The organism is Rhizobium sp. TRM96647, assembly GCF_025780115.1.
Classification (GTDB): Bacteria; Pseudomonadota; Alphaproteobacteria; order Rhizobiales; family Rhizobiaceae; genus Mycoplana.
The window spans coordinates 272,244-286,141 of sequence record NZ_JAOXHF010000004.1; the positions used below are offsets into that span (position 1 = coordinate 272,244).

Genomic DNA, 13,898 nt, shown 5'->3' on the forward strand with positions numbered 1-13,898 from the left:
GTATTCGGACGGATTGCACGCAGATTCAAGGCTTTACTTGTGCTGGAGGGAGCACCGGCCGCCGGCGCCGGCGCGGGCTGCATCCCGCCCTGCCGGGCGGGATGCCGGACCCGGTCAATCCTCCAGCGTGCCGGGCGCGCGGTCGGTCCGGATCCGGTTCTCGCAGACGATCTTCATCAGATCGTCGCCGCGGCGGACGAACCGGTCCGAGGTGCGGGTGGCAATCAGCCCGGCCCGTTCGGTGCGCATCTGGTAGGCGCCGTCGGCAAACCCCGGCCGGGTGATGATCGTCGCCAGCAATTCGCCGGCTTCCACCATGTCGCCGATATCCTTGTGAAACAGCACCGTCCCCGGCTCCAGCGCCCGCACCATGTCGATGTTGTCGAGCGGAACCGCGGGGCCGGTGAATTCCGGCACCTGCGCCTCGGCACCGCGAACCACGCCGCGGGCCGCCAGAAAGCGGAACAGACCGCCCGCATCCGCCCTGGCTGTCTCCGCATGGACGTCGCGCCGCCCGCGCAATTCGACGGTGACGGCAAGCCTGCCCGGCACCTTGGCCGACTGGCTGCCGTCCTGGCGCTTGAAGGCATGGCCGACTGCCTCCTCGAAGGCGGTGCTCTCGCCGTCCGAGAGGAACACCGCCTGCATCGACAGGGCGGCGGCGAGATCGGCGGCTTCCGGCCAGAATGCCTCGTCGATATAGGCATACTGGACGGATTCGTCGTCGCAATGCAGGTCCAGCACCAGCTCGGCGCCGAGCGCCATGTGCAGCAGCGTCCGCTTCAACCGCTTCACGGCCGTTTCCCGGTCGAGGCCGGCCAGCAGATCGTTCCGCTCTGCCAGCGTGACCAGCGGAAAGTCGCGGTTGAAGTTCGTGCGCGAGGCAAGATCGAACCGGCCCTGCATCTCGCCGAAATGGGCCTGCGCAGCGCCGATCGGATTGGCCTGCGGAACGATCGTCACGTCGCCGGCGAGCGCCCCCTCGGCCTCTGCCGTCCGCAATCTGTCGCAGAGGAAATGCAGCACGGCCGTTCCCGGCAACTCGTTCGCATGCAGCGCCGCCTGCAGGTAGACCCGGGGTGCCGTCTCCGTATCGCCGCGAAAGCGCAGCACGGGCAGCCGCCATTCGACGCCGGGCGTATCCCCGGCAATGGTGATCTCCGATTGCTCCATCTCGTGTCCTCGCCGTTTCTCCACTGACGGCGGTTTATGCGGATTGCGCGCGATCGGTGCAACCCCGCAATTGCGGCAGGGCCGGCGGAAAACGGGTTGAAATTCGTCCCGGGAAACCCGATTCTGAGGGTGCCGGAAAGGCAACGGGAGACTGCGCCATGGCAGGTTCGTGCAGCTATCTGATCTTCGAGACCGCGGGCGGCCCCTGCGGGATCGCCTGGAACGCTGCGGGTGTCACGCGCTTCCAGCTTCCCGGCGAGGATGCCGAAACCACCCGTCGCCTGCTGTTGCGGCGCGCAACCGGCGCTGTGCCCGGCGAGCCGCCGCAGTTTGTGGCCGCAGCGGTGCAGGCCGTCAAACGCTATTTTGCCGGCGAGCCGGCGGACTTTTCCACCGTGCCCCTCGACCTTTCCGGACAGGACGATTTCTTCAAGGCGGTCTACGCCGCCGCGCGCAAGGTTCCCTGGGGCCGGACCACCACCTATGGCGCGCTCGCCCGCGAACTCGGCGCAGGCCCGGAGGCGGCGCGCGATGTCGGCCAGGCCATGGCGAAGAACCCGGTCGCCCTGATCATCCCCTGTCACCGGGTGCTCGCGGCCGGCGGCAAGGTCGGCGGCTTTTCAGCCCCCGGCGGCGCGACGTCCAAGATGCGGATGCTGGCCCTGGAAGGCATCTCCTTCGCTCCGCCGCCGCCTGCCCAGCAGTCCTTCGGGTTCTGACGGCGCAAAGGTCGCTGACCGGAAGAATTGCCATCCGGCTCCGCACTCAACGGGCTCGCATCTGGAAAGGGGATGACGAAACTCGACAGGGTCTCGTCATCCCAGCCCGGATCAGCCTTCGCTGGTCGGCACCGGCGTGTTGAGCAGTTGCTGCTCCCACAGGAACGCGATGCCGCTGCCGGCCATGTGCTCCTTGAGGATCTCGACGAATGCAGCGCCGGTCTTGGTCCGCGCATGGTCGCGCTGCCATTCGGATGCCAGCGCCAGCCACGTCATCATGTTGCAGCCGGCTGCGATCATGCGTTGGATCGCCACCTGATGGGCTTCGACCGACACGCCGCCGCAGGCATCCGTGATCACCGTCACGTCCCAGCCTTCGCCGGCAGCCTGGATCGCCGGCATCGCGACGCAGATCTCCGTATAGAGGCCTGCGATGATCAGCTGCTTGCGGCCCGTCGCCTTGACGACATCGACGACCTTCCGGTCTTCCCAGGTGTTGATGAAGGTCCGGTCGATAACTTCCTGGCCCGGGAAGACATCGGTGATCTGCGGGAAGATGAGGCCGCCCCGGTCGGCGATCACGCTGGTCAGGATGGTCGGTACGTCAAAGGCCTTGGCAGCCTTCGCCAGAGCCGCCGCATTGTTGACCGCCATATGCGGGTCGTGGCTGTTCAGGTTCGTGAGCTGGAAAGGCTGGTGGTCGATCAGGACCAGGACCGAGTCTTCGGGGCGAAGAAGCGAGGCGAGACCGTTACGAAAAGTCATTATCAAATCCCTATGCTACCGTTTCGGGTGAGGTTGGTCGTGCGGGGAGACATGCGCCGACTGCGACGCTGCCGGGGCAGACATTGTCATTCCCGCCAAAGATGCGGTACCGGTCTTGGGTGCTACGCTGTGTCGCAAAACGAGGAACGCTGATTTGGATATCGAAGAGCTGCGGACATTCGTGGAGGTTGCCGATGCCGGGGGCGTGTCACCTGCTGCGCGCCGGCTCGGCGTCTCCAAGTCGATCGTCAGCCGGAGGCTCGCCCGGCTTGAAGCGGAACTCGGCGTCCAGCTTCTGGCACGAACCACCCGCGGCGCCGCTCTGACGGAGGCGGGGATCCTGTTCCGCGACCACGCGGCCAGGGCCTTCGCCGAGATCGATGTGGCCCGGGAAACGATCCTGCCCGCCGGCGAGCTTCGTGGCCGCCTGCGCGTGGCCGTGCCGCTTTCCTTCGGGCTGACGCACTTCGCGCCCATGCTCGCGGAAATGGCGCGACGCCACCCGCAGCTCCACATCCATGCCGACTACAGCGACCGTTTCGTCGACCTCGTCACGGAGGGTTTCGATTGTGCGATCCGGCTCGGCCACCTCCAGGACTCGAACCTGATCGCAAGACGCGTCGGGCCGATCTACGGAAGGCTCGTCGCAAGCCCGCTTTATATCGAAGCGCACGGTTCACCCGAGACGCCGGAGGAACTCGCCGCCCATCAGGCGCTCATGCAGGGAACGGAATCCTGGCAGCTGACCGATGGCGACAAGGTCGTCACGGTTCATCCACGGGGGCGCTTCAAGGCCGACAACGGCACGGCTCTCGTCGCCGCCGCGGTGGCAGGCCTCGGCATCGCCTATCTTCCCGATTGGCTCACCCGTGAACATCGGGCCTCCGGCGCGCTTGTGCCTGTCATGACGCGCCATCCGCCGCCTCTGGCAGGCGTCTATGTCGTCCGCCCGCCGGGGCAGCATCCTGCACGGAAGGTGCGGGTGCTCACGGAGCTGCTGGTCGAGTTTTGCGAACCGCCTTCTGACCTTGCACGTGCCACCCGCTGAAGTCGGAAGGGCGTTTGCCGGTTTCAGGGTTCTCAGCGAAAACGCAACGGCGGAGACGCCGATCGCCGCCGGCTCCCCCTCATTCCCACTCAATGGTGCCGGGCGGTTTGCTGGTCACGTCGTAGACGACGCGGTTGATGCCGCGGACTTCGTTGATGATGCGGGTGGCGGTGCGGCCGAGGAAGGCCATATCGTAGGGATAGAAATCCGCCGTCATGCCGTCGACCGAGGTCACCGCGCGCAGCGCGCAGACGAAGTCGTAGGTGCGGTAGTCGCCCATGACGCCGACCGTCTGGACCGGGAGCAGAACCGCAAAGGCCTGCCAGATCGTGTCGTAGAGGCCCGCCTTGCGGATTTCCTCGAGATAGATCGCATCCGCCTTGCGCAGGATGTCGAGCTTCTCGCGGGTGACGGCGCCGGGGCAGCGGATGGCGAGGCCCGGACCCGGGAAGGGATGGCGGCCGATGAAGCTCTCCGGCAGGCCGAGTTCGCGGCCGAGCGCGCGCACTTCGTCCTTGAACAGTTCGCGCAAGGGCTCGACGAGCTTCATGTTCATCCGCTCGGGCAGGCCGCCGACATTGTGGTGGCTCTTGATCGTCACGGACGGGCCGCCGGAGAAGGAGACGCTCTCGATGACGTCGGGATAGAGCGTGCCCTGCGCCAGGAACTTCGGCGCACCCTTGCCGTCGGCTGCGATCTTGCCGGCCTCGGCCTCGAACACCTCGATGAACAGGCGGCCGATCGTCTTGCGCTTCACTTCCGGGTCGCTGACACCGGCAAGCTCGGTGAGGAACAGGTCGGAGGCGTCCACGTGCACGAGCGGGATATTGTAGTGGTCGCGGAACATGCCGACGACCTGTTCGCTCTCGCCCATCCGCATCAGGCCGTGGTCGACGTAGATGCAGGTCAGCTGGTCGCCGATCGCCTCATGGATCAGCACGGCTGCGACGGAGCTGTCGACGCCGCCGGACAGGCCGCAGATCACGCGTTCGCTGCCCACCTGTTCCTTGATCTTGCGGATCATCTCGGCGCGGTAGGCCGCCATCGTCCAGTCGGACTTCAGCCCGACGATCTTGTGCACGAAATTGGCGAGCAGCTTGGCGCCGTCCGGCGTGTGCATCACTTCCGGGTGGAACATCGTCGTGTAGTAGCGGCGACCCTCGTGCACGGCGATCGCACAGGGCGCGTTCTCGGAGGTGGCGACGACCTCGAAGCCTTCGGGAAGCTGCGTGACGCGGTCGCCATGGCTCATCCAGACGGGATAGCGTTCGCCGACGGTCCAGAAACCGTCGAACAGCGGGCTCGCCTTCCTGATCTCCACGTCGGCGCGGCCGAACTCGGCCGCATGGCCGCCCTCGACGACGCCGCCGAGCTGCGTCGCCAGCGTCTGCTGGCCGTAGCAGATGCCGAGGATCGGCACGCCCGCATCGAACACCGCCTGCGGGGCGCGGGGGCTGCCTTCGGTCGTGACCGAGGCCGGCCCGCCGGAGAAGATCACGCCCTTCGGCTGCATCTTGTCGAAGGCAGCAGCCGCGCTCTGGAAGGGATGGATTTCGCAGTAGACGCCGGATTCGCGGATGCGCCGCGCGATCAGCTGCGTCACCTGGCTACCGAAATCGATGATGAGAATGCTGTCGGGATGAGCTGTCTGGGTCATGGCGAGCCTTTAATGAAATTTGCCGCAGGGCGCAACGGGGTCCGGCGCAATCGGTCAATATCAGTGCAGGTTGGTCTCAGAGGGCGAGCGCGCCGTCGCTCACGGCCTGTTCCAGCTGTGCCACCGCATCGGCCAGCTTCCGGTCGATGACATGCAGATATTCCGTCCAGTCGGAGACATGCGTCAGTTCCGCCTTGCCGTCGGAAATGCCGCGCAGGCCGATCAACGGAACACCGAAGGCCTGGCAGGCGCGCAGCACGGCAAAGGTCTCCATCTCCACCATGTCGGCATCGATGCCGTCATAGGCGGCGCCGGAAACAATGTTCGCCCCGGTCGAAAGGCGCGCCGTCGCGATTCCCGGAACCTTCAGCGTCATCGGCACGACGACGGGCAGGTCGAGCAGCGGTGTGGCGCCCTTCTCGAAGCCCAGCGGCGAGGCGTCCATGTCGCGGTAGGAGACGGAGGACGCCTGGTAGACGCCCGTCTGCTCCAGGCACGCCGATCCGGCCGAGCCGAGCGAGACGACGAGGTCCGGCAGGCGGTCGCGGGCCTCCAGGCGGGCCAGTGCCCGCGTCACCTGCACCGCCGCCTCTACCGGGCCGATGCCGGTCATCAGCGGCGAGATCCGGGCGCGCAGGTGCTCGCCATACTCGGCATCCACCGCCATCACGTAGAGCAGTCGCTTCCCGCCCACCGCCTTGAGCGTATAGGGCATCGGTTCCTGGCTCATCCGGCGACGTCCTCGCGGCCGCGCATCACCATCATCGTGCCCGTCATCGAGGCGATCAGCTTTGCTGGGCCGTCGCCGACCGAATAGGCGCGGCCGTCGGCGACGATGATGTTGGAGCCCGGCTTCGTCACCTCGCCGCGAAAGAGGAACCACTCGCCCCGCCCGGGCGACATTAGGTTGACCTTGAACTCGATCGTCAGCAGCGAGGCCGCCGGCTCGATGATCGTGTAGGCGGCATAGGTGCAGGCCGTGTCGAGTGCCGCCGAGATGACGCCCGCATGCAGGAAGCCGTGCTGCTGCGTCAGCTTCTCGTCGAAAGGCAGCTCGATCTCCACCGTGCCGTGCTCGGTCCGCGTCAGTCGGGCGCCGATCAGCCGCATGGCCGCCTGCCGCTGGAAGCTGGAGGTGATGCGTTCGCGGAAATCCGCAGGCGGAAGGTCGGTCATGTCTCTCGTTCGGTTCGCATGGTGCATTGCGACAGGGCCGGAACCCTCGCATGCGCGCGGCCATGCTGCAAGGCATCAATTGCGCGGGACGCGCACGGGCGCAGGCCCGTTTGGCCGGCCGCGCGAGCATTGCAGGAGCGGGGCGCCGCACTACATATTTTCCATGGATGCTGGTATCGAGATCAGAAAGGGCCGGACAGCCGACGTCTTCGCCATCGGCCGGGTGCTCGTCGAAACCTGGAGGGCCACCTTCCGGGGGCTTCTCGATGACGGCTTTCTCGACCGCATGTCGCCGGCCGAGCAGGCGCTCCGCCACATGGAGCGGCGCAATTCGCTGGGCGTCGGCCATTTCGTCGCGATCGATCGCCGGACGGGCGAACTCGTCGGCTTCGCCAATTTCGGACCGGCGCGCTACGCCACGCCGACGCCGGTGGGCGAGATCTATGCGCTCTACGTCCTCCCTGCCTATCAGGGGCTCGGCATCGGCGAGGCGTTGGTGCGCGCGGTTGCCCGCTGGATGGTCGAAGGCGGAACGGCAACGCTTCTGGCCTGGGTGCTGTCCACCAATCCGAACCGCGCCTTCTACGAGCGCCTTGGGGCCGCACCAGTCGAGACCGGCTTTGTCGGCATCGGCGGGCATCGCTACGAGCAGGTGGCCTATGCCTGGCGCGACCTGCACCTGCTGATCGCCCGCGACGCCGGCGCCGTGTGAACTCTCAGAGCGTCCCGAGACGGATGATGTGCTGGTCCCAGGCGAGATTGGCTGTGCTGTCGTCGAACCGCCCGTCATAGGAGGAGACGGCGAAACCGTGCGGTGACGGCGCGATCCCCGCCGCGTCATCCACGCGCCGCTCGCCGAGCACGCTCCCGCTCGCAGCGTCGATCGTGACCGCAAGGCCGCCCTTGGGCGACGTCAGCCCCACGAGCCCCTGGGCGCGATTGACGGCGATGGCCCCGACATAGTTGGCGAGCCGCATTGTCGTCTCGTCGGGAAGATCCAGGAAACGGATGTCCTCGCCTTTGGCAAAGTGGCCGGCGAGCGGCGGCAGGTCGTTGCGCGGTCCCTCGTACTGGCAGGCGAACCACACCCGGCCCTTGGCATCGATGTCGACGTGGCGGGTGGAGAGCTGCCGCAGCGAAGGCGGCAGCGCATGCCGTTCGATCAGCGCGCCGGTGGCCGCGTCGATGAGCGCCAGCGACGGTTCCATGTGGTCGAGGTTCAGCTTGGTGCGGCCGAAATCCGGATGCGTCTCGATGCCGCCATTGGCGACGATCAGCAGGCGTCCGTCGTCGGAGACGGTCATGTCGTGCGTGCCGATCCCGTATGTGTCGAATTCGCCGATCCGTCGGTAGCCGTCCGTCGCATCGTAGAGGCCGATGACGCCGCGATTGGCTTCGAAATCGTTCTCGCTGGCATAGAGCAGCCGCCCGTCCGGCGAGAAGCTGCCATGGCCGAAGAAGTGCCGGTCCTCGCCCGCGTGGATGACGACGGGTTCGCGGCTTTGCCTCGTGTCGAAGATCAGCGCGAAGGTGCCGGGCCTGCGGGCGAAGGCGACGGCGCAACCGTTTGCCGGACTGTAGGCCAGGCCGTGGCTCCTGGCCGGCAGCGCCACCTTTTCGATGACCGTCCCGTCTTCGGCAACGGTGGCGAGGCCGAAGCGGCCGTCGCGCTCCATGAAACCGGAGGCGAAGACGGCGTCCGTCCGCTCCAGCGCCTGCAGCGAGGCGGGCGCAAGCGTCGTGGCCCAGGCGGCGCCCGCCATCTTGATGAAGCTGCGGCGGTCGAGAAGGGATGTCTTCATCGCCGGGCTCTTTTTCGATCCTGCCCCATGGTGCCGCTCAATCGCCGTCGGCAAACGAGAACCCGGCGCCAAGCCCGATGGCCCCGCCATACTGGTCGCTGAACCGCAGCACGAGGTCGCGCGCGTTGATGATGAGAAAGTCCATCTTGTGGCGCTCGGACGGCTCGTTCACGGCCTTTTCGATGTCCGGATCGATCTTCGCCACCACGCGCGTCAGCGAAGCGATGACGAATTCGACCGAACCGGCGATCGAGGCCTCCGCCGGGTCCAGCAGTTGCTCCATCCCTGACTTGGCAAACAACGTTCGCAGCCCGTCGAGATTGCCCTTGATCGCGTTCCAGGTGTTGCCGGATCGCCAGTAGATCGCCGATTTCGGCCGGGCAGGGGCATCCTCGCCCTTGTAGAACGCCTCGATCCGCTGGTCGCGTACCGCCTCGGCGCCGTGGACGAGGATCCCGAGCAGGGCCGTGATCGCCTCTTTCCCGTCGCGGAAGGCGGGGTTGTCGGGGCCCGGATGCTTCCAGTCGCGCTGCACGCCGTCCGGCTTCTCCCAGTCGGCGCTGAGCGATGCCGCGGTCGCGGCGATGTTCTTCGCCACCGCCGCACCGTATCGGCAGCGGAAACTGTCCTTCTGGGCATCGAGGGCTTCGGCGCCGGTCCCGAAAAGCACGTATTCCAGCGCACCCAGCCCCTGCACGGCGACACTCTTGCCGGGCAGTGCGGCCGCCTCTGCGTCCTTCTCGTCCTTCTTGACCAGCAGCGCCTGAACCTGCTTCAGTCCGGTGCTCTTGCGGTCGGGATAGAACAGGATGCGCTCGAAGCGGTTCTCCTGCAGCACCGGCCCATCGCGCACGATCTCGATGAAGGACCATTTGGCCACCGTGTCGTTGAAGGCGGCATGGGCCGCGGCCTTCGTACCGGGGGAGGGCGCGGCGCAATAGGCCGAGACCGCATCCGCAAGCCGGGTAGCCGAGGCGTGCATGTCGCGGTAGCCCGGCCGGATCACCTCGTCGACGGCGCGGGTCATGACCGCCGAGATCGCCTCCTCGGTGAGCACGACGGGCGGCAGCGGGTTGGCATCCTGCGCCGATCCCGGTACGGCCCCGATCGTCACCGCGGGAAGAAGCGCCAGGCCAAAAAGGGCGGAGCGAAGTCTGGAACGCAGCAGAAAAAGCATCATAGGGACTCCAGGAAAGTCAGAAGCGCGGCCCGGTCGGCGGCTTCCAAGTCGGAAAATCGGTCCCGGGCGGCCTGCGCCTCGCCGCCGTGCCAGAGGATGGCTTCGGTCAGGTTGCGCGCGCGCCCGTCATGCAGGAAGAAGGTGTGGCCGCTGACGGTCTCGGTCAGCCCGATACCCCAGAGTGGCGGCGTGCGCCACTCCCGTCCGTCGGCGAGCCCCACCGGTTGCCCGTCGGCCAGTCCCTCGCCCATGTCGTGCAGCAGGAAGTCGGAATAGGGCCAGATGAGCTGGAAGGATTGCGCCTTGTCGCGGGCATCGCGGCGGGTGACGAACTTCGGCGTGTGGCAGGCGGTGCAGCCGGTCCCGTAGAACAGCTTCTTGCCGGCCAGCGTCTCCTTGAAGCTCGCCTTGCGCCTGGCGGGAACGGCGAGGTTTTCCGCGTAGAAGGTGACGAGGTCGAGCACCGGATCGGGCGCCTCGGTGTCGCCAAGACGTTTCTGCACCCCGTCCGGCATGACGAGGCAGGCCGTCTGTGCCGCCGTGCAGTCGCCGTGGCTTGCCGGGGCGAGAGGATTGGAAATGCCGATGTCGTTGGCAAAGGCCTCGGCCGTCTGCCGGCGCACGGTGGCGTTCTGCGCCTTCCAGCCGAAGCGACCGAGCGCCAGCCGGCCGGTTTCGGGATCGCGCACCAGCGCCGCCTTGCCGCTGATGCCGTCGCCATCCGCATCCTCCGGATCGGCCAGCGCCATGATGTCGGCCTCGTGGATCGCCTCGACCAGCCCGAGCCCGATCATCGGCGGCGTCATCCGCGGCGAGATCGTCGTTCCCGGGTCCATCGCGCCATAGGCAAGTTCGCCGACGCTGTAGCGCGGGCGGCGCAGGAAGACCGTCTCGCCACCCGCAAGCCGCACGGGCTCTTCCGACCACTCGACGCGCATCCGGCCCTCCGCGGCAAGGCCGGGGACGGCGAAGTCCTGCAACTGGCCGCCATAGACGGGGTCGGGAAAATTCGGCACCGCCAGCGCGTCGAGCCTTTCCTGCTCCGCCTCGTTCGCTGGTGGTCGGGCGAGGCGCAGGAAGGTGGTGCTGGTGTCGTCGCCGGCTTGCGGCGGATGCCCGCGCCCGTCCTTCAGGTGGCAGTTCTGGCAGGCGCGCGAATTGAACAGCGGCCCCAGCCCGTCGGAAGCCTGGGTGGAAGAGGGTGAGGAGACCCATACCTTGCGAAACAGTGCGTTGCCGAGCTTGAAGCCCTCTTCCTGCTGGAAGGTCAGGTTTTCGGAGAAATGCGAGAAGCTGTCGGCGTTGACGGCGGCCGTCGAGGTCGCCGCACCGCCGGACATCGCCTCGTACTGTTCCGCCCTGGAAAAGTCCGTCGTGGGCCGCGTCACCGCTTCCACCCGCGCCCTGTCCTTGTCGGAAAGATCGGTGCGGCCTTCGCTACCCGGCAGGGGCTCGCTTCCGGCAACGCCTGCGGCAAGCAACAGCAGCACGCCCCCGAGCGCGGGCAGCAGGCTTTTGGAACGCGCTCTCTTCATGTCGGGACCGGGCCGCGTTCCAAGGAGCGCGGCCCGCCTTTGCATTCTTACTGGAAGACCGCGTTAGGATTATCCAGGCTGTCGGAACCTTCAAGCTCGATCTTGCCGAGTTCCAGTGCCGAGATCACGCGCTCGAAGGACTTGGTCTGGGCCACAAGTCCGTCGATCGCCGCCTGTACGACGGCATTGCCCTCCGCATTGCCTTCGCCGATCATCTGGTCGTAGGCCTCGATCGTCTCACCACGCTTCACCATGGCCTGCATCGCGGCGATCGTCGTGTCGAGCTTGCCCTTCACTTCGCTGTCCAGCGCCGCATCCTTGGCGGCGACCAGTTCTGAAAGCGACGGGCCGGTCAGCTTGGTGCCGTCGGGGCGGATATATTCGCCGGTATAGGCGCTCTGGATGCCCAGCGCGTCGTAATAGTGCGAATTGTAGGTGTTGTCGGAGAAGCAGTCGTGCTCCTCTTCCGGATCGTGCAGCAGGAGGCCGAGCTTCATGCGCTCGCCGGCCAGTTCGCCATAGGAGAGCGAGCCCATGCCGGTCAGGATAGCCGAGATGCCGGCCTTCGTTTCGGCGCTGACGGTCTTGGCGGCGCCGCCCTCGGGCGCCCACTCGGCGACCATCTCCTCCAGGTCGGTCACGAGCAGGTCGGTCGCGGCCTTCAGATAGGCGACGCGGCGGTCGCAATTGCCGCCCGTGCAATTCTTGGTGTCGAAGTCCGTCGCCGGGCGGTTGCCGGCGCCCTTGCCGGTGCCGTTCAGGTCCTGGCCCCACAGCAGGAATTCGATCGCGTGGTAGCCGGTCGCCACGTTCGCCTCGACGCCGCCGGCCTCCTGCAGGGTGCCTGCCAGGAAGTCCGGCGTGATGTTGCTCGCATCGATGTCCTTGCCGTCGATCTTGATTGCGGGATTGGCGATCACGTTGGCGACGAACAGCGAATTCTCGTCGCTCTCGGTGCCGTAGCCGGCGTCGACATAGTCGATCAGGCCCTCGTCCAGCGGCCAGGCGTTGACCTTGCCTTCCCACTCGTCGACGGCGGCGTTGCCGAAGCGGTAGACCTCGGTCTGCTGATAGGGCACGCGGGCCTCGATCCAGGCGGCGCGGGCGGCCGCCAGCGTCTCGTCGGTCGGGCTTGCGATCAGCGCGTCGACGGCGGCGGCAAGCTCCCGGGCGGTCGCAAGCGCGTCGGAAAACTTGGCATGGGCGACATCGACATAGTGCTTGACGACGGCCGCCTCGTCGGTGGCGGCGAGCGCCGGCTGGACGGCGAGCGCGCAGGTCGCGGTCGAGAGTGCCAGCACGGCCGCGCGAAGGAAGGAGGTCTTCATGTTGTCTCCTGGGGTCCCACTAGAGTTCGTAACCTTCCCGGTGCCCCTCTCCTGTCGGGCGAATGATTGGCCGGGACGTCGCCCGGAGCCGGGCGATGGAAGTATTCAGGCGGGATTCTCTTCGCGCAAAAACAAACTGGTGTCAAAGCGTATAGTTTAGAACTGTTCGATACTTGCAACTGCGGCCGCTGCGGCGGACGTGGCTGTCAGATGTGTCGCCGGCTTCAAGCCTTGCGCTCCATCGCGCAGAAGAAGAAGCCGTCCGTTCCGGTCGAGGCCGGCGTCAGCGTCACCGTCTTCATGTCGGCCGACCAGGGCTGCGGCTTGTCGGTGCCGAAAAGCTCTTCCCAGGCTTCCGCCGCCGACAGGATCTCGAATTCGGCATTGTCCTCGCAGAAGCTGTAGACCTGGTTCTCGTTTTCCTCCGGCAGCACCGAACAGGTGACGTACAGGAGGTAGCCGCCGGGGCGGACGAAGGTGGCAGCACTCGCCAGCGCCTCTTCCTGCTGCGACAGGCGCTCCTCGAGGTTCTTGTCCGTCAGCCGCCACTTGGTGTCCGGCCGCCGCCGCCAGGTGCCGGTGCCGGTGCAGGGCGCGTCGACCAGCACCCGGTCGAACCGGCCGGCGAACGGCGAAAGCGAGGAAAAGTCGTCATGAACCTGCACGTTGCGGGTGCCGGCGCGCTTCAGGCGCTCGATGATCGGCGCCAGCCGCTTGCGGTCGGCGTCGTAGGCGTGCACCTGGCCCTTGTTGTTCATGGCCGCGGACATGGCGAGCGTCTTGCCGCCGCCACCGGCGCAGAAGTCGAGCACCTGCTCGCCTTCCTGGGCGAACACGAGGTCGGCGACGATCTGGGAGCCCTCGTCCTGCACCTCGAACCAGCCCTTCTGGAAGGAAAGCTCGGCTGTGACGTTCGGCAGCCGCGACGGGCCTTCGCCGGCGGGGATGCGGATGCCGTTGCGGGCGATCTTCGCCGGCTCGGCGCCGCTGCGCTCGAGCGCCTTCAGCACTTTCGCGCGCGATGCCTTCAATGTGTTGGCGCGCAGGTCCAGCGTTGGCCGCCCGGTCAGCGCCTTCGCCTCGGCCAGCCAGTCGTCGGAGAAGTTCTCCTCGAAAGAGGCCTGCACCCATTCGGGGATATCGCCCTGCACGTGCAGGGGCGCGTCTTCGAGGCGGCGGGAGGAACAGGCCTTCAGCCGATCGGCGGGCAGCGGCGGGGCGAACTTGTCGTCCGCAAGTTCCTTTTCCAGGCTCTCGGGCGTGAAGCCCCATTGGCGCAGCATCACGCCGAGCCCGAGCGAGGCCGGGCTGTCGTCGTCCATCAGATAGGCATGCGACAGCTTCATCCGCAGCGCGTCGTAGACGATGTTGCCGATCGCCGCGCGGTCGCCGGATCCGGCAAAGCGGTGGGCGAGGCCCCAGTCCTTCAGCGCGTCGGCGACGGGGCGCTTGCGCGTCTCTATGTCAGCCAGAACCTCGATGGCTCCCGCGAGCCGTCCACCCAATCGCATTGCT

13 protein-coding genes are annotated in these 13,898 nt (G+C 66.8%); 3 read left to right on the top strand and 10 right to left on the bottom strand.

Features of this window, described 5'->3' with window-relative positions; all coding sequences use genetic code 11:
• Positions 1–114: 114 nt before the first annotated feature.
• A complete protein-coding gene (locus tag OCK02_RS09865; protein ID WP_263812902.1) occupies positions 115–1,173 on the bottom strand; it encodes a succinylglutamate desuccinylase/aspartoacylase family protein in 1,059 nt (352 codons plus the stop codon).
• A 158-nt stretch (positions 1,174–1,331) separates the two neighbouring features.
• Here OCK02_RS09865 and OCK02_RS09870 point away from each other — a divergent pair, with 158 nt between their 5' ends.
• Complete coding sequence (locus OCK02_RS09870) at positions 1,332–1,892, top strand: methylated-DNA--[protein]-cysteine S-methyltransferase (protein ID WP_263812903.1); 561 nt, start codon at positions 1,332–1,334, stop codon at positions 1,890–1,892.
• A 111-nt stretch (positions 1,893–2,003) separates the two neighbouring features.
• On the opposite strand, the gene OCK02_RS09875 is transcribed toward OCK02_RS09870, so the two are convergent.
• Entirely contained in the window at positions 2,004–2,657 is a 654-nt protein-coding gene (locus OCK02_RS09875; protein ID WP_263812904.1) for an isochorismatase family protein, read from the bottom strand.
• 154 nt (positions 2,658–2,811) lie between these two features.
• Between OCK02_RS09875 and OCK02_RS09880 the strand changes: the two genes are divergently transcribed.
• Positions 2,812–3,705 (top strand): LysR family transcriptional regulator, encoded by an 894-nt coding sequence (locus tag OCK02_RS09880; RefSeq protein WP_263812905.1) that lies wholly within the window; start codon positions 2,812–2,814, stop codon positions 3,703–3,705.
• Positions 3,706–3,784: 79 nt separating this feature from the next.
• On the opposite strand, the gene guaA is transcribed toward OCK02_RS09880, so the two are convergent.
• The 3 genes from guaA to OCK02_RS09895 all read right to left on the bottom strand — a co-directional run bounded on the left by guaA (position 3,785) and on the right by OCK02_RS09895 (position 6,538).
• Positions 3,785–5,362: a glutamine-hydrolyzing GMP synthase gene (guaA, locus tag OCK02_RS09885; RefSeq protein ID WP_263812907.1), complete on the bottom strand. Its 1,578-nt coding sequence runs from the start codon at positions 5,360–5,362 to the stop codon at positions 3,785–3,787.
• A 76-nt stretch (positions 5,363–5,438) separates the two neighbouring features.
• Entirely contained in the window at positions 5,439–6,077 is a 639-nt protein-coding gene (locus OCK02_RS09890) for a 5'-methylthioadenosine/S-adenosylhomocysteine nucleosidase (protein WP_263813035.1), read from the bottom strand.
• Positions 6,078–6,088: 11 nt separating this feature from the next.
• Positions 6,089–6,538: a PaaI family thioesterase gene (locus OCK02_RS09895; protein ID WP_263812908.1), complete on the bottom strand. Its 450-nt coding sequence runs from the start codon at positions 6,536–6,538 to the stop codon at positions 6,089–6,091.
• A gap of 163 nt (positions 6,539–6,701) precedes the next feature.
• On the opposite strand from OCK02_RS09895, the gene OCK02_RS09900 reads away from it, so the two are divergent.
• Positions 6,702–7,250: a GNAT family N-acetyltransferase gene (locus OCK02_RS09900; RefSeq protein WP_263812909.1), complete on the top strand. Its 549-nt coding sequence runs from the start codon at positions 6,702–6,704 to the stop codon at positions 7,248–7,250.
• Positions 7,251–7,254: 4 nt separating this feature from the next.
• On the opposite strand, the gene OCK02_RS09905 is transcribed toward OCK02_RS09900, so the two are convergent.
• The 5 genes from OCK02_RS09905 to OCK02_RS09925 form a co-directional block, all read right to left on the bottom strand.
• Entirely contained in the window at positions 7,255–8,340 is a 1,086-nt protein-coding gene (locus OCK02_RS09905; RefSeq protein WP_263812910.1) for a DUF1513 domain-containing protein, read from the bottom strand.
• A gap of 37 nt (positions 8,341–8,377) precedes the next feature.
• Entirely contained in the window at positions 8,378–9,517 is a 1,140-nt protein-coding gene (locus OCK02_RS09910; protein ID WP_412178799.1) for an imelysin family protein, read from the bottom strand.
• Complete coding sequence (locus tag OCK02_RS09915; RefSeq protein ID WP_263812912.1) at positions 9,517–11,055, bottom strand: di-heme oxidoredictase family protein; 1,539 nt, start codon at positions 11,053–11,055, stop codon at positions 9,517–9,519. The genes OCK02_RS09910 and OCK02_RS09915 overlap by 1 nt, the downstream gene beginning before the upstream one ends.
• Positions 11,056–11,102: 47 nt before the next feature.
• A complete protein-coding gene (locus OCK02_RS09920) occupies positions 11,103–12,383 on the bottom strand; it encodes an imelysin family protein (protein WP_263812913.1) in 1,281 nt (426 codons plus the stop codon).
• Positions 12,384–12,607: 224 nt separating this feature from the next.
• Positions 12,608–13,894 (bottom strand): RsmB/NOP family class I SAM-dependent RNA methyltransferase, encoded by a 1,287-nt coding sequence (locus OCK02_RS09925; protein WP_263812914.1) that lies wholly within the window; start codon positions 13,892–13,894, stop codon positions 12,608–12,610.
• Positions 13,895–13,898: the final 4 nt, after the last annotated feature.

What these genes read in the sequence shown, in the direction of transcription:
- OCK02_RS09865 (WP_263812902.1), bottom strand. Translation starts at nt 1,173, where the DNA reads ATGGAGCAATCGGAGATCACCATTGCCGGGGATACGCCCGGCGTCGAA.
- OCK02_RS09870 (WP_263812903.1), top strand. Translation starts at nt 1,332, where the DNA reads ATGGCAGGTTCGTGCAGCTATCTGATCTTCGAGACCGCGGGCGGCCCC.
- OCK02_RS09875 (WP_263812904.1), bottom strand. Translation starts at nt 2,657, where the DNA reads ATGACTTTTCGTAACGGTCTCGCCTCGCTTCTTCGCCCCGAAGACTCG.
- guaA (WP_263812907.1), bottom strand. Translation starts at nt 5,362, where the DNA reads ATGACCCAGACAGCTCATCCCGACAGCATTCTCATCATCGATTTCGGT.
- OCK02_RS09890 (WP_263813035.1), bottom strand. Translation starts at nt 6,077, where the DNA reads ATGCCCTATACGCTCAAGGCGGTGGGCGGGAAGCGACTGCTCTACGTG.
- OCK02_RS09895 (WP_263812908.1), bottom strand. Translation starts at nt 6,538, where the DNA reads ATGACCGACCTTCCGCCTGCGGATTTCCGCGAACGCATCACCTCCAGC.
- OCK02_RS09900 (WP_263812909.1), top strand. Translation starts at nt 6,702, where the DNA reads ATGGATGCTGGTATCGAGATCAGAAAGGGCCGGACAGCCGACGTCTTC.
- OCK02_RS09905 (WP_263812910.1), bottom strand. Translation starts at nt 8,340, where the DNA reads ATGAAGACATCCCTTCTCGACCGCCGCAGCTTCATCAAGATGGCGGGC.
- OCK02_RS09910 (WP_412178799.1), bottom strand. Translation starts at nt 9,517, where the DNA reads ATGCTTTTTCTGCTGCGTTCCAGACTTCGCTCCGCCCTTTTTGGCCTG.
- OCK02_RS09915 (WP_263812912.1), bottom strand. Translation starts at nt 11,055, where the DNA reads ATGAAGAGAGCGCGTTCCAAAAGCCTGCTGCCCGCGCTCGGGGGCGTG.
- OCK02_RS09920 (WP_263812913.1), bottom strand. Translation starts at nt 12,383, where the DNA reads ATGAAGACCTCCTTCCTTCGCGCGGCCGTGCTGGCACTCTCGACCGCG.
- OCK02_RS09925 (WP_263812914.1), bottom strand. Translation starts at nt 13,894, where the DNA reads ATGCGATTGGGTGGACGGCTCGCGGGAGCCATCGAGGTTCTGGCTGAC.